Source organism: Pseudomonas sp. TUM22785 (genome assembly GCF_028198105.1).
In the GTDB taxonomy this organism is placed as follows: Bacteria; Pseudomonadota; Gammaproteobacteria; order Pseudomonadales; family Pseudomonadaceae; genus Metapseudomonas; species Metapseudomonas solani.
In genome coordinates, this window is the sequence record NZ_CP116239.1 from 3,971,238 (window position 1) to 3,992,081 (window position 20,844).

The window sequence follows — 20,844 nt, forward strand, 5'->3', positions numbered from 1 at the left end:
ACATCTTCGGGATTCCTTTGTTGTTTCGTCGAACTCTACTGCTGGGAATTATTTTACGCAACAGTCGTTATTTTATTTTAAAGCCTTGCTGCATGGTGCTTTCCGGCCCGCTCTGCAGGCAAAGGAAAGGGCCCCGCAGGACCGCTTTAAGCGGCCGCAGTCACAAGGGTTCGCAAGGTGGGACGCCGCCGTGCCGACGGCGTCCGACTCAGGGTCCGGGCATCGGCACAGGGCCCCGCCGGGAAAACAGCAGCGGGCTGTCATGCTCACGGGCAAGCACCGCCGTGAGCGACAGGCCGTCAGCGTTGCGCCGCTCCTCGAAGGTGCGGCCGCCGTCATGGCTGCTGACCACGAGCCCGTCGAGACCGACCGCGATCACCTGCCCAGCCGAGGCCTGGATGGCGGTGATCGAGCTCTTGCTCTTCAGCGCGATGCGTCGCCAGGAACGGCCATCCGGCGAACCGAGTAGCAAGGTGCCGCGCTGGCCACCCAGCAACAGGCCGCCATCGGCCAGCACCGCGCCACTCCAGAGCGAGCCTTCATAGCCGGTGTCCAGGTAGCGCCAGCTATGGCCCCGGTCGTCGGAGCGCAACACCTGGCCGCGCTCCGCGCTGGCATAGAGCGCGCCATGGCCATCGGTGAACAGGCTCATCAGGTTCAGGTCGGCACGCCGCTGCCCCGGTGGTGGCGGCAAGGTGCGCTCGCTCCAGGTGGCGCCGCCGTCGTCGGTGGTCAGCACCAGGGACCAGAGCCCGACGGCGACGCCATGCTGCGTGTCGAAGAAGTGCACGGCGAACAACGGCCGGTCCTGGTCGCTGGAAAGGCGCTGGATCGACCAGGTCTCGCCACCGTCGACGCTGGCCAGAATGGCGCCCCACTGGCCCACGGCCCAGCCGTGGTCAGCATCGGCGAAGCTCACGGCGGTGAGCGGCGTCGACAGGGGAACGGCCCGGGCCTGGCGGTAGCTGCGCCCCTGGTCGTCGGAAAGCAGCACCACGCCGTGGTCACCCACCGCCACCACCCGGGCCTGGGCCTGCACGGCCCCCAGCAGCATGGCCTGGGTGGCGCTCCCCACCGGGGTCGCCGGCACCGCTTCCAGTACCGCGGCGTGCAGCGCGGCCAATGGCAAGGCGCCGATCAGAACGGCACCGAGAAAGCTCTTCAGGTATCCCATCTCGTTCTCCTCAATGCGCCAATGCGCCGATCATGCGCACCGGGCGCTTGCGCGGGAATGCCCGCTCGAGCCAGACGGCGAACGCCGGCAGCACGGTCATGGCCATCACCATGTTGACCATGAACATGAAGGCCAGCAGCTTGCCCATGTCGGCCTGGAACTTGAGCTCGGAGAAGGCCCAGGTGGCCACGCCGATCGCCAGGGTGATGGCGGTGAAGATGGTCGCCACCCCCACTTCCAGCAGCGCCCGCTCCACCGCAGTGGCGATGGGCTGGCCGTGGGCCTGGTGCAACTGGATGCGGTTGTAGAGATAAAAGGCGTAATCCACACCTATGCCCACCGCCAGCACCATCACCGGCAAGGTGGCGATGGTCAGGCCGATCTGCAGCTCCTTCATGAACCAGTAGCCGATGAACGTGCCGATGGTCAGCGGCAGGCAACACACCAGCACCGCCCGCAGGTCGCGGTAGACCAGGAATACCAGCAAGGCGATGGCCGCATAGACGTAGAGCAGCATTGGCGTCTCGCTCTTCTCCACCTCCTCGTTGATGGCGGCGATGACCCCGGCATTGCCCGAAGCCAGGCGCACGGCGATGCCCGCCTGCGGGTGCTCGCTGCGGAAGGCCTTGGCCGCCTCGATCACCCGATTGATGGTGGTGGCCTTGTGATCGGCCAGGTACAGGTGCACGGCGGTCATGCTGCAATCGCCGCGCATCAGCCCGGGGATGCGTGCCACCTCGGCGGCCAGCGAGGAGTAGTTCATCGGGTCGATGGGCACCGCGCTCATCTTCGGATTGCCCTCGTTGTAGCCCTCGTTGAACTGACGCATCGCCGAGCTGAACGAGGCCACCGACAGCACCCCGGGCACGCCCTCCATGGCCCAGACGAAGCGATCCTGGTACTGCCCCAGGGCGACGTCCTCGCAGGCGTTGCCGCCCTCCTCGACCGCACCCTGGGCCTGAACTTCGAAGACCACGCTGAGCCAGTCCAGGCCAATGTCGTAGCTGCTGGCAATGGCCACCGCGTCGAGGTTGAAGCGCGAGTCCTCGCGCAACTCCGGCGCACCGGCCTGGAGCGAGCCCACCACGCGGTCATGGCTCTGCCAGAGGGCTACGGCGAACACCAGCAGCGCCGCTACCAGCACCCACCGCGCATTGCGCCACTGCGCAAGCTTCGCCAGGCCGTGCAGCCAGCGACCACGGCGCTCGCGAGCGGCCTCCTCGGCGGCGGCATAGCGGCTGTCCACCTGCAGCATCGAGGCCACCAGCGGCAGCATCACCAGGTTGGTAACGATCTTGTAGGCCACGCCCAGGGATGCGGTGATGGCCAGCTCGCGCACCATGGGAATGGGGATCAGCACCAGGGTTACGAAGGAGACGAAAGCCGTCACCAGCGCCAGGGTGCCGGGCACCAGCAGGCCGCTGAAGCTGGCCCGAGCCGCCGCCTCGACGCTGCTGCCGCCGGCGATCTCGCGGACGATGAAGTTGATTTGCTGCACCCCGTGGGAAACACCTATGGCGAACACCAGGAAGGGCACCAGCACGGCCAGCGGGTCGAGCCCGTAACCCAGCAGGCGCAGGCTGCCGAACTGCCAGACCAGAGAGGCCAACGAGCACCCCAGGGCCAGCAGGGTGAAACGCACCGAGCGGCAATACCCGTACACCGCCAGCGCCGTCAGCAACAGGGCCAGAAGGCAGAACTCCAGCACCGCGGCGGCGCCGTCGGCAATATCTCCGATCTGCTTGGCGAAGCCGATGATCTGGACTTCGAACCCCTCGTCCTCAAAGCGCTGGCGGATCTCCTTCTCCAACACCCGGTTGTAGGCAACGTAGTCCAGTCGCTCGCCCTGGGCGTCGTACTCGTTGAGTTCGGCGGTGATCATCGCGCTGCTCTGGTCCCGGGACACCAGGGTGCCGATGAACCCACCCTGGGCGGTGGAATCGGCGATGCGCGCGATGATGCTCTCGTCCAGCCGCTCCGGGGTCACGGTGCCAGGCACCAGCGGGTCGGCACGGAAGCCGTCCTCGGTGATCTCGTTGACGAAGGCGTTGGGCGTCCACAGCGAGCGGACGCTGCTGCGCGAGACACCAGGCAGGAAAGCCACCGCCTGGGTGACGTCGGCCAGGCGCCTGAGCCCGGCCTCGGTCCAGATGCTGCCTTGGCGGGCCTTGACCACCAGGGTCAGGCGGTTAGCCCCGAGCAGGTCGTTGCGGTATTGCTCGAAGGTCCTTACGTACTCATGGCCGATGGGCAGTTGCTTCTCGAAGCCGGCATCCATGCGCAGCTGTACCGCGAACCAGGCCATGCCCAGGGTGAACAGCGCCAGGACCGCCAGCACCAGCCGGCGATACCTGAACAACACGCCCTCGATGCGTGGCAAGACGCCACGCAGCGGAGCTTCCGACAGCTCGATGGAAGGATTCACGGCGGGCCTCACAGGGTGCGTGAAACGACGAGACCGACATAGTCGCGATCACGCAGCAGCTGGTCGTAGGGCGTTTGCCCGCCCATGAACTTCGCGTAGTTGAACGACACCTGCCAGCTGGCCGGGTTACGCACGAAGTTGAGGTAAAGGTTCATGCTGCTGGCGTCCTCGGTGAAGGTCGCGGCCAGGTTCGGCGTGCGTCCGCCGAGTCCGCTCGAGTAGAAGATCCCCGGCGTGACCTGCCAGCCGGGCAGCAGGGTGCCGTCATAGGTGAGGCTGAAGTCCAGGTTGATACCCGAGGAGGTCTTGTCACCCCGTGCACGGGGCGCCGTCGCCGGGTCCAGCTGCCAGGTGTTGGCGCCAGCGGCGATGAGTTCTCCGTCATAGCTGTCGTGCAACCCCGGGTACTTCACCACCACCAGCTCGGTGAGCAGGGTGCCGGTGCTGGCGCCGATGAAGTCCAGCAGGTCGGGCGAGTTGGAAGGCGTCAGGCTGTAGAGCCCGGTGAGGTGCCACTGGAACTTCTTCTCGTCCTTCCAGCATTTGCCACCGTTGCTGGCGCACAGGTCGATCAGGGGGTTGAGCGGCACCGCGTCCTTAGGCCGGTAGGACAACTCGGTGCCCACGGCCCAATCGCCCAGCGGCAGGTTGGCACTGATGCCGTAGAGCATGCGGTCTTCCGGGTAGACCCACTTCTGCGCCAGGGCGAAGGTGTTCGGGTCGAGCAGTTGCAGCGTCAGCGAGGGCAGCTTGTCGTGGTAACGCATCACGTAGAGGCCGTAGTTGATGTCGCTGTCCTCCGGTTGCCAGCGCAGCGAGAGGCCCCACTGGCCACTGTCGCGCGCATCCTTGTCGACGAAGCCGTAGGACTCCATGCCCTTGCCAAGGGCAGCGGTGGTCGACCAGTAGCTGCCCACCGGCGGCACTTCGCTCTTGTTCCAGGCGAACTGGTAGTAGGCCTCCACGTTCACCCCGGAGCCCAGGCCCGAGGCGACGCTGAGCATCGGCGCCGGCAGCACCGCCTCCTTGAGCTGAACGCCGGGACGCGACAGGGCCTGGATGTCATAGGCGTTGGTGTTGTTGATGCCGCCCTGCACGAACAGGCTCTCGCCCCAGTTGATGACCTGGTTGCCGAGCCGCGCGCGGACGCGCTGGTCCCCCACGTCGAACCCCTTGCTGACCCAGAGATCGAGCAGCCGCGCCTTGAATTCGAGGTCGTCGCGGGCGGCGTCGGTCAAGCCGTCGCGCCCAACGGCCGGCGGCGTGTTGAAGGACAGCGCGCCGCTGGTATCGCTGGCGGCGAAATCACGTATCCAGCTGCCACGGGCCATGAAGGTGAAGTCTTCGGGCAGCCTCAGCAGTAGCTCGTGGGTGCCCTTGATGTACTGGGTGAACAGGTCGCCCTTGTCGTAGTTCAGGTCGCCCTGGTCACCGATGCCGGAGGTCTGCGCCAGGCAGCCGCTGGGTGGGTGATGCCCGGTGGCGCCCTGGTTGATCAGGTTGCAGCCCTGGGACTCGGTACGCAGCCCCATGCCAACGGAAATCGTGGAATCGAACGAGCCACGGATGCTCTCGGTTTCGAAGGTGAACCCCATCGCCAGGGGTGTCATGCACGCGATAGCAAGGCCTGAGGCCTTTGTGATTGTTGTTTTCATGTGGGCTCTCGGTGGCGGGGTTTCAGCGTTCGCTGATGGCACGCAGGTTGTCGGAGGTGTAGAAATCACGCTTCAGGCGGGGGTTGCCGGCGTCTTCGGTGAGCCAGCGGTGGTCCTTGCGACCCGAGCCGACCGAGGTCATGTCATAGAGGTAGCGGCCGTCTACCAGGTTGTACTGGACCTGGGCCTCCATATCGCAGGTGCCGGTCTCGTAGACCGGGATGCTGAAGCCCTCGCGCACCTTCCAGATCTGCCCCTGCTTGTCGTAATCCACTGCCAGCAGGCCGTTCCAGCTGTCCTCGTCGATGTAGAACAGGCGCTTCGGTGCCTGGTGACGCATGCCCTGGCGCACGGTGGCCTCCACCACCCAGACCCGGTGCAGCTCATAGCGTCGGTATTCAGGGGCGATGAAATCGGCCTGGGCGACATCCTCGATGTTGGCGGAGATGTCGTAGGCACCGAAGGCGTTGTAGGGCACCAGCAGTTCCTGCTTGCCCACCAGCTTCCAGTCGAAACGATCCATGGGCCCGAAGAACAGGTTCGACTCATCGATGGTGTACTGGTTGTCGAGGCCGATCTGCGGGGCGTCGTAGGAGTAGGACGGCATACGGCGCACGCGGCGCTGGCCAGGGAAGTAGTAGAAGGTGGTGGCCTGCTCGCCCGCGCGGGTGGTGATCACGCCGGTCTGGCCGGCCAGCGCCGCGGGCTCGTTGTAGGAGAAGTAGGTGGCCACCTCCAGGCGGTCGGTGGAGGAGAACAGTGTGCTGCCCTTCTGGCCCCAGGGTGTGTACATGAACCAATCGGTGGAGGTTCGCAGCCAGTCCCCACCGCCCTTGCGTGGTGACAGGCCGGATACCGTCCTGGCCATGTCGAAGCCCACGCCGCGGTAGCGCATCTTCATGTTCCACATCACCTCGGCGCCGGTGCTGGGCATGGGGAACGGAATACCGGGAACATGGGCCTCCTTGAGCGCCAGGCCGTCGGCATCCAGGCTGGCGAAGCCAACGTTCTTGCGGGTGTTCTCGGCCACGAAATCCGGTACGCCGCAGCTGCGCCGCGTCGGGTAGACGTCCATGCGGTAGCCGGGCACCTTCTTGAACAGTTCCAGCTGCCCGGGGGAAAGCTTGCCCGCGTACTGCGCCACGTTCGCGGCCTCGATACTGTAGAGCGGCCTGTCGCCCTTGAACGCCCAGCTCTGCCCGCGCACCTGGCCATAGCTCCAGCCTTCACCTTGCGGGCCGGGGGGCGTCCAGGCAGGAATCGCCCCATCGGCGCTAGCGGCCACCTCCCCTCCCAGTGGTGTCAATGTGGTCCCCAACCGCGCTGGGTCGTTCTCCGCAGCATGAACCGAACAGAAGGCAGCCGCAGCGGCCAACGCCACCACCAGCTGCCTGGCTCCGCCCGAGGTGGCGGGGCCGGCATAGGGGCGCTGAATCATGTCTTTCATCGGAAGGTCCTCATGGGCTTTGACCGGCCACCAGCCCTTCCACCAGGAGGGGTTGGGCTGCGCCAGGATCTGATTGAAGGACTTGGTTGATAGCCAAGGCCAGACGACCATGAGCAAACCACATGCCAATCTGATTGATTTTTATTTTTTGTTTAAATATCAGATAGATATAATTTTTATAACATTTGATACGTGATACTTGAGACCTCATTCGCGCAGGACCACTCACCGAGTGGGCGCACCATTTTGTGAATTTACGAAACGACTGTTACTTAAATGGTGCACATAAGGGTAGCGCCTGGGAGACGCGCGCCGATCAGCAGCCCGCGAGCGTCTGAGTTCCATGATGTCGACAAGGATCCATGGGGTAGCATCAGCCGGCGCCTGACCTCGTCCGGATGGGCAGGAGATTGCAGGGGAGCGAAGAAATCCATGACCAGCGTGGGTACAGAACTACGCAGAGAGGACTTCGTGAGGGCGACGGTCGAGATCATCGCCGACCAGGGCGCGGCCAACGCCGCCACGAGGCATCTCGCTGCAGCCGCGGGCAGCCCTTGGCCGTGTTGAAAGCCACCCGACACACCCTGCTGCTGGAAAGCCTCCAGGCCGCCACGAAGCCCGTCCTACGCCACCTCTACCGGCATCAGCTGGCAGACCACCCGGTTACGCCCCTCCTCCTTGGCCCTGTAGAGCATGGCGTCGGCGGTCGCGAGCAGGTCCCCCGGCTCGCAGCGATCGGTGCCGCTGACGCTGACCGCGCCGATGCTCACCGAAATCACCGTGCCGGCCTGGGAGTGGCCATGGGGAATGGCCAGGGCCAGCACTGCCTGGCGCAACTGCTCCAGCAGGGGCGCGGGGTCTTCGCAGGCCGGCAGCAGGATCGCGAACTCCTCGCCGCCATAACGCGCTGCCAGGTCATAGGGGCGGCGCATGGCGCTCTGCAGCACGCCCGCCACCGAGCACAGGGCCGTGTCGCCAGCGGCATGCCCGTAGTGGTCATTGAACGGTTTGAAGAAGTCGACATCCAGCAACGCGACGCTCAAGGGGCTCCTGTCCCTGCTGGCCTTGCGGCAGGCCACCCGCAGGGCTTCGTCGAGGGTGCGCCGATTGGCGATGCCGGTCAGGCCGTCGAGCCGGGCCAAGCGCTCCAGGGCCTGCTCGGCGTCACGCCGCACCGTGATGTCGTGCAGCGTCAGCACCGCGCCCTGCTCGGGGTCGTCCACATCCAGCAGCTTGAACTGCAGGGTGAACCAGCGGGTACGCCCGTCCTTGCGCAGCAGCTCGCAATCGCCGACGTAAGTGCCGCCGCGCAGCAGCACCGGCATGAAGAAGGACGCCTCCTGCTCGAAGGCCTTGTCGCTGGTGAAGATCACCCGCGTCGACTTGCCCGTCAGCTCACGGGGGCCGTAGCCGAACATCTGCTCGAAGCTGGCGTTGCAACGCAGGATCACGCGCTGGCGGATGAAGGCGATACCGGTGAGGGAGTTGTCGAAGATCGCCTGCTGCTCCAGCAGCGCCTGGTCCAGGTGCAGGGTGCGGCGCGCCACCTCGTCTTCCAAGGCCTCACGCAGGGCGATTTCCTGGCGCTGGTACGCATCCAGCCGCGTCTGCGCATCCTCCAGGGTGCCGGCCAGCACGCTGAGCTCGTCGTTCGCGCGCCGGTCTTCCTCCGTCACCAGCGGCAGCAGGCCCGCCGCCCCTGGGCTGAAGCCACTCAACAAGGTGCTGAGGCGGGTCAGCCGGCGCGTCACCAGCCAGTGGAACAGCCACAGCAATGCGATGGAGAACACGAACGCCTTGACCCCCTGGGTGAGGACGACGATCAGCCCGCGGTCCAGGGTCCGCTGGTAGACCAGGGCCAGGTTGGGCAGCACCCGCAGTTGGCCGACCACCACCGTGCGCGGCCCGAGGTCGTACTCCAGGGGGAACGCCTTGACCCCGTCCTTGCCGTCGAGGCTTTCGCCGATGGCCAGGCGCTGCTCTTCCGCGCGGCCATAACGCAGCTCGGCAGCGGCCACCCAGGGCGAGCCGACCAGGCCGTTGAGCTGCGCCTCCACCAGGGGGCGGTCGAAGTTCCAGGCGGCCGCCGCGAGCCCTTGCAGATGGCTGTCGCGGACGAAGTTCAGGTGCTCTTCGAGGTCCGCCAGGTCACGTCGATAGTCGAGATACAGCTGCACGGACGTCGCCAGTACCGCGTTGATTGCACTGATCAGCAGCACCCAGGCCAGCATCCGCCTCGCCAGGGGGCGAACCGGTGTTTCAGGGTTGCGCGAAAGGCTTGTGTTCAACGAGAGCTTGCTCATAACTCTGGCGCTCTTCTAGGGGGAGATAGTCGATCAACATGTCTATCCAGGGGGGCCGTGGCCCGGCCTTGACCAGCTGCGCATCGATGTCGCGGATCACCCGCTCGCCCCACTCGCTGCGCACGCAGGCGATGTAGCCAAGCGTGTAGGGCGGGTCACCCGCCACCGCCAGCTGCCGCAGCGCGGTACCGGCCATTTCCGGGTGCTGCCGCTGGTACCAGCCCACCTCCAGCGGGTAGGCGAACAGGTAGTCGATCCAGCCAGCCGCCAACTGCTGCAGCGGCGCCCCGAAGTTGACGCCGGCCTTGAGCAGCTGCGGCGGGTAGCCCACCTCGCGCAGCGCGGCGTTGATCTTCGGGGAATACCCACGCCGCTCGCTGACGGCGGTAACCAGCTGGGTATCGGCGAGCAAGCGGCGCACATCCACCCGCCCCGCGCCATCGACGTAAGGGGCCACCTGGGGGATGCGGTCCTCGCGGACCAGCACTTTCTGGGCCGACAGGAAGAACACCGGACGGCTGAACAGCATGGCCTTCTCGCGCCCGGGCAACTTGAGCGTGGTGGAGTGGCACACCGGCTCGCCACGCTCCATCAGCGCATAGGCACGCGCGAAGCTGGCTTCCTCGAATTCATGGTGGTATTGCGGCATGTGCTGCTGCAGGTAGCGCAGCATGTCGGCGGCGATGCCCGGGCCGGGCATCTGCGGCCCCACCTCGGTAAAGGGAGGGAAATCGTTGATCAACCAGCGCAGGCGCTCCCCATCGGCATTGGCGGCGCTTACGGCGAACAACAAGCAGCAACCCAGGATTCGAGCCAGCACGACCACAACCCTCTCCAAGGAGGTGTTGTTCCAGTAAAGCAAAGCGAAGCGGCTTGCGCGAACCCAGGGGCCCAAAGCCTTAGCGCCTGATGCTGCGGCGCTGTGTCAGGTTGACTTTCAGGTGCCCGTCACCAAGTCCACTAAGGAGCCATGCGATGTCGGCTGGGCTAGTTCGAACCTCTTGCCCCGCCCACCCTGCAATGGACACTCCAAAAAGCAGAGAGCCAGCGGAGCAAGACACGAGAGGTACAACTGATGAATAACCCCTTGGAACGTAGCAAACCTCTACTCATGGACATGCAGGCCGACGCCAGGAAAAGGAACCTGATCGATACGGCGGCTCAATTGCTTGGCACCGTTCGAACCGGCTTCAACCTTGATGCGGCCTGCAAGCGCGCAGAAGAGATGACCAGGGACCGCAGGCTATTCATGCTGAGCGAAGAGGCATTCGAGCGGTCCGAGAAAGCCCTGGATGCCAACCCGGCAAGGAGCAATGAGTGCCTATAGGCACTCATGTCCGGGGCAAGCCGCTATTGACTGGCCGTGCAGGGAATGACGCGTTTGATCAGTCTGCCGATGGACAGGCCCTGAACCAGGATCGAGAAGACCACCACCAGGTAAGTGAGCGAAACGATCACATCTCGGAACTCGCCGGCCGGCAACGACAGTGCCAACGCCACGGAGATGCCGCCTCTCAGCCCTCCCCAGGTCAGCACGCTCCAGGAGCCCTGTGGAAGACGGAAGCGACTGCCCAGTACGGCAATCGGCAGGCCGACGGTCAGCAGGCGCGCGAGCAGGGTGAGGACGACCACCATCAGGCCGGTGACGAACAACGAGTTCGAGAACTGGATCAGGATCACTTCCAGCCCGATCAGCACGAACAACACCGCGTTGAGTATCTCGTCGATGAGCTCCCAGAACATGTCGACGTTCTTCTGGGTCTGTTCGGACATGGCGTAGGAGCGCCCCTGGTTACCGATGATCAGCCCCATAACCACCATCGCCAGCGGCCCGGAGACATGCAGGTGCGTCGCCAGGGCATAGCCCCCCAGAACCGCTGCCAGGGTTATGAGGACTTCTTCCTGGTAGCTATCGATGCTCTTGAGCATGCGGTAGGTGACGTACCCGACCACCGCCCCCAGTAGTGCTCCGCCACCGGCCTCCAATGCCAACAAATGGGCCGCCCCAGTGACCGTGGGCGCCTGCCCGCTGAGCACCATGGCCAGAATCAGCGAAAACAGCACCACACTCACGCCGTCGTTGAACAACGACTCGCCCGCTATCACCAGTTCCACGCTCTTGGGGGCACCCGCAGACTTCAGGATTCCCATCACTGCAATAGGATCGGTGGGGGAAATCAGCGCGCCAAATACCAGGCAATAGGACAGTGGCAGTTCAAGATCGATCAGCGATAACACTCCCCAGAGCGAAAAGCCGATGAACAACGTAGAGAGTGTCGTACCGACAACGGCCAGCGAAGCGACTTGCCACCTGTACGTTCGCAACTCAGACAGATTGACATGCAGCGCGCCGGCGAACAGCAGCAAGGACAACATGCCTTGCATAAGCAACTCGGAGAAGTCGATCGACTCGACCAACGATTGTTCCAGGGCATGAAAGGCGTGAAAGCCAAGTGCATCGGCCGCCATGTTCAACAGTGACAGGCCCAGGGCAATACCCATGACGCCGATTGCAGGGGGAAGGCCCACATAACGTCGATTGAGGTAGGCGAGCAAGGCGGTGATGCAAAGAAATACAGCGGTGATGTCAAGCATGAGAGACGCTTATCCCTATGAAGTTATCCATGGTCTTCTCGACCGGCACGACGAAGTAAGTGCCGCACTGCCCAATAGTGCCGTGAACAAAGGCGCCGGTGAGCCTACAGCATTGAGGGGGATTTTCAACGACGCCATTACATGAGTGTGAACGGTAACCTTGCAATGGTACTTGGCGTTGAATGAAGAGCCTTGGCTCATTCCCATCTTCAGTGGATCGCAAGTCGTGTCGAAGACGATATCCGGGCTGCCTTCCATCTGTTCCAGAACCTATTCGCCGACCGTGCTCTAGTGGCACCGAGGCCGCGGACCACAAGGGTTCTGGATTTGGCGGGACGGGAGATTGCCCGCTACGCCCGGGCTATTCGTTTTGCATTTATTGCCGGCATGTTGTTACGGTGAGCTCCCGTTGAATGACCTATTCAAATCGGAGAACCGGATGCAGCAAGAACTAATGGACTTCATTGTCGACTCTCAGTTCCTTGGCATATCGCTGGCAAGTTGGATGCTGGCGGCCTGCGTCTCGATTGTCAGTTTCGTGCTGGTAAGAAGTGTCATCGCCTATGCACTCAAGCGAATCCGCACGACAAACGAAACACCCAATGGCTCGTTCAGCCATATTGCAGTTCTCGTGCTCTCCGGCACCAGCAACACACTGCTGTTACTTGCTTCGTTATTGATTGGCGTCGGCTTTCTCGACTTGCCCGACCGCTGGCTGAGCCGAGTCAGCAGTCTCTGGTTCGCGGTCGCTGCCCTGCAAGTCGGCCTGTGGGCGAATCGTGCTGTCGCACTGGCCTTGATGCGTTACTTCAGGCGCGCTGGCTCCAGCGAGACCTTTCAGGGCAGTGCTCTCGCCACCCTGAGCCTATGGGGCGCAAAGGTACTGCTCTGGGTCGTCGTCGTCTTGGCGATGCTGTCGAACATGGGTGTCAATATCACGGCTTTCATCGCCAGCCTCGGCGTGGGCGGCATTGCCATCGCACTCGCGGTGCAGAACATCCTGGCTGATGTCTTCGCGTCGCTGTCCATCGCAGTGGACAAGCCGTTCGAAGTGGGGGACTTCATCGTCGTCGGCTCGCTTTCGGGAACGGTCGAGCACGTTGGGCTCAAGACAACTCGCATCCGCAGCCTGGGGGGCGAGCAGATCGTGATGGCAAATGCCGAAATGATCGGCAGCACCATTCAGAACTACAAGCGCCTCCAGGAGCGGAGGATCGTTTTCGGAATCGGGCTGACCTATGACTGCTCGCCCGCCCAGGCAAGGGAAGTGCCCAGAAGAATGGAAAAGGTCATCTGCGCCCAGGAAAAGACCCGCTTCGATAGGGCGCACTTCAAGAGCTTCGGCGACAGCGCGCTGGAGTTCGAGGCGGTGTACATCGTGCTCGACCCCGGATACGGAACCTACATGGACATTCAGCAGGCCATCAATCTAGGCCTGATGGAAGAGTTCGCAGAACTGGGGGTCAGCTTCGCCTTCCCTTCCCAGACCCTCTATGTGGCCTCACTGCCAGAGGACATCTCGCTGCAGGTGCAACGCCAGAAGCCCGCTCCGCGGGAGCCGGTGTCCCCGCAGGCGTGAGTGCCATGTTGGCGCCTTCCGTTCAGGCACTGCGCTCGACACTTGCGATCAGCCGTGAATCGTCCAGGGCCGCGGTGCGATGCACGGTTGCCGCACGGTACTCAGGGTCGGCCAGCATGCCCAGGAACGCCTCCTTCGAGGGATACCGCACCAGGATGATCTCGTCCCACTGCTCGCCTTCCGGGGCGATGAGCGCCGCATGAACGGCTGCGAGCACCTGAATCGCGCCGCCAACCTCGGCGACCTTCCCAACGGCGGTGCGGGAGTACCTGGCATAGGCCTCACGGCCGCTGCAAGCCGCGTGATCGAGGTGCGGCGGGTAGTCGGCCGCCGCCCTGAAACGCAGGAGGTTGAGCATCAATATCGGGCTCGCCGAGGGCGTCGCTTGGTCAAAGCGGTCGAGCTGAGTCTTGCTGGGATTCACGCTTGGCATGCCATCACTCCTTTCAACCAGTGGATGACGATGGCGTCCCCGCAGACTGCGGGTCAAGGCACATGCAGCGGGTGAATGCCCGCAGATACGCACGGCTGCCGGATCCATGATGAAACACCAGAGCAAAACACCCCCAGCCGTGGTCTACCTCGATGTCGGGACGAACCACGACTCTATCCAATGCTGCCCACAAGGACGCACGCGCAATGAATGACCCATCGAAGCCAAAGAGCACGCTCAACCCTCCCGTGTTCTACAGCAGTGCCGTACTCGTCTTGCTGCTGGTGCTCTACGCCGCGCTTTTCCAGGAGCACGCACAAGCGGTGTTCGATGATGTTCAGAACTGGATCATCGTCAACGCCAGCTGGTTCTACATCCTCGCGGTCGCCCTGGTGCTCATCAGCGTGGTGTTCATCGCAGCCAGCCGCTACGGCGACATCAAGCTCGGGCCCGATCACAGTGAACCGGAATACAGAAGCAGCAGCTGGTTCGCCATGCTGTTCTCCGCCGGAATGGGCATCGGCCTGATGTTCTTCGGCGTGGCGGAACCGGTCATGCACTTCATCACCCCGCCCGTAGGGGACGCCGGGACGGTCGCCGCCGCACGGGAGGCGATGAAGATCACCTTCTTCCACTGGGGCCTCCATGCGTGGGCGATCTACGCCATGGTCGCCTTGATCCTCGCCTACTTCAGCTTCCGCCACGGGCTGCCGTTGACCTTGCGCTCGGCACTCTACCCACTGATTGGCGAACGCATCCATGGCCCCATCGGCCACGCGGTCGATGTCTTCGCCATCCTGGGCACCGTATTCGGCGTAGCCACATCCCTGGGGTACGGGGTGCTGCAGATCAACAGCGGCTTCCACCACCTCTTCGGCCTGCCGATCACCCCGGGCATCCAGGTCATGCTCATCGCCGCCACCTGCGCCCTCGCCACAATCTCCGTCGCCAGCGGGCTGAACAAGGGCATCCGGATACTGTCCGAGCTCAACCTCAGCCTGGCGGTGATCCTGATGCTGTTCGTCCTGCTGCTCGGGCCCACGGTCTTCCTGTTGCAGGCCTATGTACAGAACACGGGCGCCTACCTCTCCGACATCGTAAACAAGACCTTCAACCTCTACGCCTACGAGCCCACCGACTGGATCGGTGGCTGGACCTTGCTCTACTGGGGTTGGTGGCTGTCCTGGTCACCCTTCGTGGGCCTGTTCATCGCGCGCATCTCACGCGGCCGCACGATCCGCGAGTTCGTCTGTGGCGTGCTCTTCGTTCCGGCCGGCTTCACGCTGCTGTGGATGACCATCTTCGGCGACACGGCCATACACATGATCCTCAACGACGGCATGCAGGACCTGGCCGGAATCGTCGGCGAGGACAGCTCGCTGGCATTGTTCGCCTTCCTCGAACACTTCCCGCTCTCGGACGTGATCTCCCTGGTGGCCGTGCTGATGGTGGTGGTCTTCTTCGTCACTTCCGCCGACTCGGGAGCACTGGTGGTGGACATGCTCGCCTCCTCGGGGCACTCGCATTCCCCGCTCTGGCAACGCATCTTCTGGTCGGTCAGCATCGGCGTGGTCGCCATCACCCTGCTGCTGGCCAACGGGCTCAAGGCCCTGCAGACGGCCACCATCGCCAGCGCCTTGCCCTTTGCGGCGATTCTCCTGGTGTCCATCTGGGGGCTGTTCAAGGCATTGAACCTCGACGCGACCCGTCGAGGGTTGCGCAACCAGGCGCTACCCGCAGCACGTCATGCACGGCACGCTCACGGCGGCTGGCAGCGACGCCTGCGCAACATCGCCATGCTGCCGCGCCGCGCCCATGTCTCCCGTTTCATTGCCGAGGTGGTCAAGCCTGCCTGCGAGGAAGTGGCGGCAGAGCTGCGCAAGCAAGGCTATGAGGTCGCCGTGAATGAGCGCGATGACGGCCGTGTCTCGCTGGAGTTGTCCCATGCCGGCGAGGGGCGCTTCCTCTATGAAGTGCGGCCCCGCGCGTTCAGCACGCCCAGTTTCGTGATGCGCGATACCGAGGACGGCACCGATGCGCGCAAGTACTTCCGTGCCGAGGTGCACCTTCGCCAGGGCGGCCAGGACTATGACGTCATGGGTTGGAGCCGGGACGACGTGATCGGAGACATCCTCGACCAGTACGAGCGGCACCTGCACTACCTGCACGTAGTGAGCTGAGCCTGGCTCGCAGCGCGTCCGCTCCCCGGCAACCCGAGGGGCGGGCGGCGCGGTTCAGGATCGGGCGACACCACCTTGCCCAGGGGCCAGTGAAGCGAGCCCAGACGATCAGTGAGCCCGTCACACCCTTTGCAGCCAATACCCGCTCCAATGTAAAAAAACGCCATTTCCATGCGGATACTGCCAGCATGCCCAGCGTGGCCATCTACCTCTACGAGCAGTGCTACGCCTCCAGCGTCAGCGGTTTTGCCGACGTGATGCAGGTCGCAAACGCGCACCTGGCGGCGCAGGGTTCGGCCGAGCAGTACAGCTGGTCGTTCATCGCCGGGTCGCGCAGCGTCACCGCGAGCAACGGCCTGCCGCTGAAGTCGCGCCGCGCCGAGGTGGACGAGCGCTTCGACATCGTCTACCTCCCCGCCGGGCACTATCAGGGCTACCACGCCTTCAAGGCACTGCTCGACCAGCAGCAGCCGCACTGCAAGTGGCTGGTGCGCCAGTGGGAGCTGGGCGCCGAGCTGATCGCCACCTGCACCGGCACCTTCCTCCTGGCCAGCACCGGCCTGCTCGATGGCCGTGTCGCCACCACCACCTGGTGGCTGGAGGAGCAGTTCCGCTCCTGGTTCCCGGCGGTGGACCTGCAGATGGCGCCGATCCTCACCCAGGCCGACCGGCTGTTCTGCGCCGGCGCGCTGTCGTCCTACCACCTGCAGTCGATCCAGACCATCGAGCGCCACTCCGGCTCGGCCCTGGCGGCGCGCTGCGCGAAGAGCCTGCTGATCGACGTCAGCCAGACGCTGCAGACGCCCTTCCTGCCGCTGCTCGCCCACCGTTCCCACAGCGATGCGCTGGTGCAGCAGGCCCAGGAATACCTGGAGCGCCACCTGGCCGAGCCCATCCGCCTGGCGGACCTGGCCAGGCGCCTGGCGGTGAGCGAGCGCACGCTGATCCGCCGCTTCCAGCTCGCTCTGGAGAAAACGCCCCTCGCCTACCTGCAGAACCTGCGCATCGAAGCGGCCCGAGCGCTGCTGGAAACCGGCAACCAGCGCGTGGAGGACATCGCCCAGGCCGTGGGCTACCTGGACGGCAGCTCCTTCGTGCGGCTGTTCCGCGAGCGTATCGGCCTCACCCCTGCCGCCTACCGGCGCAAATTCCGCTTCGACTGACCGCGTGCGGTTGTCGGCATCCGCATACCGGGCGTCATTTTTGCCTCTGTGACGGCCCGCCCGGGGCCCCTACCCTGGCGCCCACTTCCACCAGAGGTTTCGCCATGAACGTACTGATCGTGCACGCCCACCCCGAGCCGGCGTCCTTCACCTCGGCGCTCTCCCAGGCGGCGGCCGAGCACTTCCGCAGCCTCGGCGCCAGTGTGGAGGTCTCGGACCTCTACGCCATGGGCTTCGACCCGGTGGCCAGCGCGCGCGACTTCAGCGAGCGCGCCGACACCAACTACCTGGTCTATGCCCTGGAGCAGCGCCACGCCGCCAAGAACGGCGCGCTGCACCCCGACATCCAGGCGGAGATCGACAAGATCACCCGCTGCGACCTACTGGTCCTCAGCTTCCCGGTGTACTGGTACGCCATGCCCGCCATCCTCAAGGGCTGGATCGACCGCGTGTTCGTCTCCGGCCTGTTCTACGGCGGGCGGCGCATCTTCGACCAGGGCGGCATGCGCGGAAAACGTGCGCTGGTCTGCGCCACCCTTGGCGGGCGCGAGCGCATGTTCTCCGCCGAAGGCATCCACGATGACCTGCGCGACGTGTTCCGCCCGCTGCTCAAGGGCACCCTGGGCTACACCGGCTTCGACGTGCTCGAGCCCTTCTTCGCCTACCACGTGCCCTACCTCGACGACGCGGCGCGCGGGGCCATCCTCGCCCAATGGCGTCAGCTGCTCGCCGATATCGAAGCCCAGCCGCTGCTGGAGATGCCCCTCACCGGCGACTATGACAGCCACTTCGAGACGCGCATCCGCTGATGCCGGCGCGGCGGCGCCCGTGATCAGGCGGGCTGCCGCTGCGGCGCGTCCGGTTTTCGCCAGGCCCTGACCGCAGCTGGGTTAACATGCCGCGCCGAAAATCCCACGCCCTGGCTGCTTATGTCCTCCAACGCGCTGTACACCGACCTGTCCTCCTACTACGACCTGATGTGCGCCGACATCGACTACCAGGCGCAAAGCCACTGCGTGCGCCGCCTGCACCAACTGTTCGGCACCCCGGGGCGTCGGCACCTGGACCTGGCCTGCGGCACCGGCCCGCATGTGCGCCACTTCCTTGATTTCGGCTACCGCAGCGCCGGCCTGGACATCAACCAGCCCATGCTCGACCTCGCCCAGCAGCGCTGCCCGGACGCGCAGTTCAGCTGCCAGGACATGGCCAGCTTCCGCGTCGACGAGCCCCAGGACCTGATCACCTGCTTCCTCTACTCCATCCACTACAACCCCGGGCTGGAGCAGCTGCGCGCCTGCCTGGCCAGCATCCACGCCGCGCTGGCGGAGGGCGGCGTGTTCTGCTTCAACACGGTGGACAAGGGGCAGATCGACAACCGCTCCTTCGTGCGCCACAGCGCGGAGCACGACGGTAGCCAGTTCAGCTTCGGCTCCGGCTGGTACTACAGCGGCGAAGGCGAGCGCCAGGCACTGCGCCTGAGCATCGAGAAAACCACCGCTGGCATCACCCAGAGCTGGCAGGACGAACACCCCATGGTCGCCCTGACCTTCGCCGAGCAGCAGCAGCTGTTGCAGCCGCACTTCGAGGTGCAGGTGTTCGAGCACGACTACGAGCGGATCACCCCCTGGGCTGGCACCTCCGGCAATGCCCTGTTCGTCTGCGTGAAGCGCTGAGCGTCACCGCCGCTACGGAAGCAGGCCTGAGGCCCAGGCGGTCTGGTCGAGCAATACCGGCGGGGGAAATGGACCGTAGATTGCCCGCCGCGCCGGGCTCAAGACTGAGGAAGGCGCGGCTGCAGTGACTATTCCTGTACACCAACGCCCGCCTCCAGCAGAGGCAGGCATTCATGCGCAGCGGCTTACTTCACGCTGTACTCGCGGCCCCACAGGCGCACGGCCTTGGGCCCTTCCACCGGGCCCTGGAACACGAACCGCTGCCGTACGCCGGTTTTCGGCGGCACGGTGACTTCCTCGGGGTTTTCCATGGGCACCAGGTTGCTGGAGTAGTCATCCTGATCGATGGCCAGCAAAGCGCCGTTGTGCTGCAGGTTGATCAGGCGCACGGGCTTGTCGGTGAGGTTCTTGAAGCCCAGCAAGGCGCCGAAGTTCTCGTCGGTGGTATCGACCTTGAGCAGCTTGACCTCGACCTTGCCTTCCAACTGGTCGAGCTGGGAGATGACGATGGCACCGTCCGCGCCCTGGGCGGATTCGCGGCCTTCGGTGATGCCCTGAGAGGCACCACCCAGCAGGTTCTTGCCGGCGGAGATGGCAGTGGAAACGGCAGCCTTGGCCGACTCCTTCAGGGTGCTGGCGTCTTCCGCCGGCTCTTCGGCCCACACCGTGGTCGCGCCCAGCAGCAGCGCCAATGCCACGCCAATCCTTGAACTGTTGCCCATGCTCGTTGCTCCTTTGTCTGCGCCGTACGGCCGCGGATTCCTGGGCAACTTTTTAGCATAGGCGCCGTCCGAAAACAGCCGAGCATGCAGCGCTTTTGACGTTGGGCCTCGCTGCGCTCGACACCAACCTACGACGCTGCCCTCAACCACGTGCTGACCGATGGGTAGGGTGGATGGCGCTCTTTTCATCCACCAGGCGGCGCCATCCGGGAGCACGGTGCCGGGGCAGCCCTGCGGCCTGCTTGGCGACTGAAGTCGCCCCGACAGGTCGAGGCAACGTATTAGGTCAATAATCCCTCAATATGGTTACTTCGATCGGCAATAACCACGCACCCTTTAATCTCGTTATTTTCACACTTATTTCACATCAACCCTACACTTTCACCACAACTTCCGATGGATTAAAAAACCTTTAAATAAACTTCCACCAAAGGCGAATACCACTCGTCGCTTCGCTGAAGACTCGCCCACTGCGCCTGACTATAAACAGCACAGGCATATTGATATCACTGCCGACATCCAACTGAGAAAATGGACTTATTTGATACAGATTCGCCTCTGCACGAATAAATGCGACGGGCCGTTCACGGCATTAAAACGGGGCCAGGCCCACACTTCAGTTAGCACCCGGCAGGCATGCAAGATCGTAACGCCAATTAGTGGCAGTCAGGACCGGGAGAGTCGTCATGTCCATCCGCAATCTGCGTGTCGCCACCCGCATCAACGTGAGTTTCGCCGCTCTGGTAATGCTGCTGGTGGCCGTGGGCGCTGGGTCGCTGCGGCAGATGCAGGGCATGCACGGCAGTTCAGCGGAGGTCGAGGGAAACTGGCTTCCCAGCATCATCGCCATCAGCCACCTCCACCAGGCCACCTGGCAGATACGCGCTTCGACACTTCGGGCGCTGGCGTCCTTCGACACCATTACGGCGGCAAAACTGGACAATGAAAAGGCCGAACTTGCACGCGCCGGCGACACCTATCGAGGTTATATATCCAGCCCCGAAGAGCAGCCCCTGCACAACAGATTCGACGCGGACCTGAGAAACTACCTCAGCCTTCAAAACCCGATCATCAAGCACCTGTCCGCCAACCAACTTGCCGACGCCGAACAACTCGTCAACCAGAAGTTGAATGAACAGGGCCACTTAATGAACACGGACTTGGCCGCGCTGACGAAGTTGAATGAGGACGGCGCCAAAAATGCGGCACCGGCCAGTTCATCCGCTTACCAGCGGGCCAATCTGCTGGTGGGCTTCATCCTCGCCGGCGCGGTGCTGATGGCGCTGGTGCTGTCCCGCAGCATCGTCCGCCTCCTGTCCCGGGCCGTGCAGGTCGCCAGTGCGGCGGAACAGCAGGCGGCCGTCGCCCGGGAAGTCGACCGCAGCCTGGTGAACATCCGTGACCTGTCGCGCCTGGCGGTGGAGCTCAATGCCGTGGTCGCCTCGTTCCGGCTCTAGACAAGGACAGCCGCAAGGCGATGCAAGAGGATACGGAT

General features: G+C 64.0%; 17 protein-coding genes. 7 read left to right on the forward strand and 10 right to left on the reverse strand.

Going from position 1 to position 20,844, the window contains the following annotated elements; translation table 11 throughout:
• Positions 1 to 208 precede the first annotated feature (208 nt).
• The 7 genes from PI990_RS17985 to PI990_RS18015 form a co-directional block, all read right to left on the reverse strand.
• A complete protein-coding gene (locus tag PI990_RS17985) occupies positions 209 to 1,174 on the reverse strand; it encodes a WD40/YVTN/BNR-like repeat-containing protein (protein ID WP_271657968.1) in 966 nt (321 codons plus the stop codon).
• A 10-nt stretch (positions 1,175 to 1,184) separates the two neighbouring features.
• Positions 1,185 to 3,599 (reverse strand): efflux RND transporter permease subunit, encoded by a 2,415-nt coding sequence (locus PI990_RS17990; protein ID WP_271657969.1) that lies wholly within the window; start codon positions 3,597 to 3,599, stop codon positions 1,185 to 1,187.
• An 8-nt stretch (positions 3,600 to 3,607) separates the two neighbouring features.
• Complete coding sequence (locus PI990_RS17995; protein ID WP_271657970.1) at positions 3,608 to 5,194, reverse strand: DUF1302 domain-containing protein; 1,587 nt, start codon at positions 5,192 to 5,194, stop codon at positions 3,608 to 3,610.
• Between the two features lie 82 nt (positions 5,195 to 5,276).
• Positions 5,277 to 6,701: a DUF1329 domain-containing protein gene (locus PI990_RS18000; protein ID WP_271657971.1), complete on the reverse strand. Its 1,425-nt coding sequence runs from the start codon at positions 6,699 to 6,701 to the stop codon at positions 5,277 to 5,279.
• Positions 6,702 to 6,711: 10 nt separating this feature from the next.
• On the reverse strand, positions 6,712 to 6,912 hold the full coding sequence (locus PI990_RS18005) for a hypothetical protein (protein ID WP_271657972.1): 201 nt from the start codon (positions 6,910 to 6,912) through the stop codon (positions 6,712 to 6,714).
• A gap of 412 nt (positions 6,913 to 7,324) precedes the next feature.
• On the reverse strand, positions 7,325 to 8,932 hold the full coding sequence (locus PI990_RS18010) for a sensor domain-containing diguanylate cyclase (RefSeq protein ID WP_271657973.1): 1,608 nt from the start codon (positions 8,930 to 8,932) through the stop codon (positions 7,325 to 7,327).
• 28 nt (positions 8,933 to 8,960) lie between these two features.
• Positions 8,961 to 9,797: a TIGR02285 family protein gene (locus PI990_RS18015; RefSeq protein ID WP_158480982.1), complete on the reverse strand. Its 837-nt coding sequence runs from the start codon at positions 9,795 to 9,797 to the stop codon at positions 8,961 to 8,963.
• A 282-nt stretch (positions 9,798 to 10,079) separates the two neighbouring features.
• Here PI990_RS18015 and PI990_RS18020 point away from each other — a divergent pair, with 282 nt between their 5' ends.
• Entirely contained in the window at positions 10,080 to 10,331 is a 252-nt protein-coding gene (locus PI990_RS18020; protein WP_184490043.1) for a type II toxin-antitoxin system TacA family antitoxin, read from the forward strand.
• Between the two features lie 23 nt (positions 10,332 to 10,354).
• Here PI990_RS18020 and PI990_RS18025 read toward each other — a convergent pair whose 3' ends face one another.
• Entirely contained in the window at positions 10,355 to 11,599 is a 1,245-nt protein-coding gene (locus PI990_RS18025) for a cation:proton antiporter (RefSeq protein ID WP_271657974.1), read from the reverse strand.
• Positions 11,600 to 12,038: 439 nt separating this feature from the next.
• Here PI990_RS18025 and PI990_RS18030 point away from each other — a divergent pair, with 439 nt between their 5' ends.
• Positions 12,039 to 13,178 (forward strand): mechanosensitive ion channel family protein, encoded by a 1,140-nt coding sequence (locus tag PI990_RS18030; RefSeq protein ID WP_184490045.1) that lies wholly within the window; start codon positions 12,039 to 12,041, stop codon positions 13,176 to 13,178.
• A gap of 22 nt (positions 13,179 to 13,200) precedes the next feature.
• On the opposite strand, the gene PI990_RS18035 is transcribed toward PI990_RS18030, so the two are convergent.
• Entirely contained in the window at positions 13,201 to 13,611 is a 411-nt protein-coding gene (locus tag PI990_RS18035; protein ID WP_184490046.1) for a DUF1330 domain-containing protein, read from the reverse strand.
• A 206-nt stretch (positions 13,612 to 13,817) separates the two neighbouring features.
• Between PI990_RS18035 and betT the strand changes: the two genes are divergently transcribed.
• From betT to PI990_RS18055, 4 genes are all read left to right on the forward strand, one after another.
• Positions 13,818 to 15,791 (forward strand): choline BCCT transporter BetT, encoded by a 1,974-nt coding sequence (gene betT, locus PI990_RS18040; RefSeq protein ID WP_271657975.1) that lies wholly within the window; start codon positions 13,818 to 13,820, stop codon positions 15,789 to 15,791.
• A 188-nt stretch (positions 15,792 to 15,979) separates the two neighbouring features.
• The gene (locus tag PI990_RS18045) at positions 15,980 to 16,954 is read left to right on the forward strand and encodes a GlxA family transcriptional regulator (RefSeq protein ID WP_271657976.1); all 975 of its coding nucleotides are present in this window, start codon (positions 15,980 to 15,982) and stop codon (positions 16,952 to 16,954) included.
• A gap of 104 nt (positions 16,955 to 17,058) precedes the next feature.
• The gene (locus PI990_RS18050) at positions 17,059 to 17,763 is read left to right on the forward strand and encodes an NAD(P)H-dependent oxidoreductase (protein WP_271657977.1); all 705 of its coding nucleotides are present in this window, start codon (positions 17,059 to 17,061) and stop codon (positions 17,761 to 17,763) included.
• Positions 17,764 to 17,883: 120 nt separating this feature from the next.
• Positions 17,884 to 18,627: a class I SAM-dependent DNA methyltransferase gene (locus PI990_RS18055; protein WP_271657978.1), complete on the forward strand. Its 744-nt coding sequence runs from the start codon at positions 17,884 to 17,886 to the stop codon at positions 18,625 to 18,627.
• A 185-nt stretch (positions 18,628 to 18,812) separates the two neighbouring features.
• Here PI990_RS18055 and PI990_RS18060 read toward each other — a convergent pair whose 3' ends face one another.
• The gene (locus PI990_RS18060; RefSeq protein ID WP_271657979.1) at positions 18,813 to 19,349 is read right to left on the reverse strand and encodes a hypothetical protein; all 537 of its coding nucleotides are present in this window, start codon (positions 19,347 to 19,349) and stop codon (positions 18,813 to 18,815) included.
• A gap of 686 nt (positions 19,350 to 20,035) precedes the next feature.
• On the opposite strand from PI990_RS18060, the gene PI990_RS18065 reads away from it, so the two are divergent.
• On the forward strand, positions 20,036 to 20,806 hold the full coding sequence (locus PI990_RS18065) for an MCP four helix bundle domain-containing protein (protein ID WP_271657980.1): 771 nt from the start codon (positions 20,036 to 20,038) through the stop codon (positions 20,804 to 20,806).
• Positions 20,807 to 20,844 lie beyond the last annotated feature (38 nt).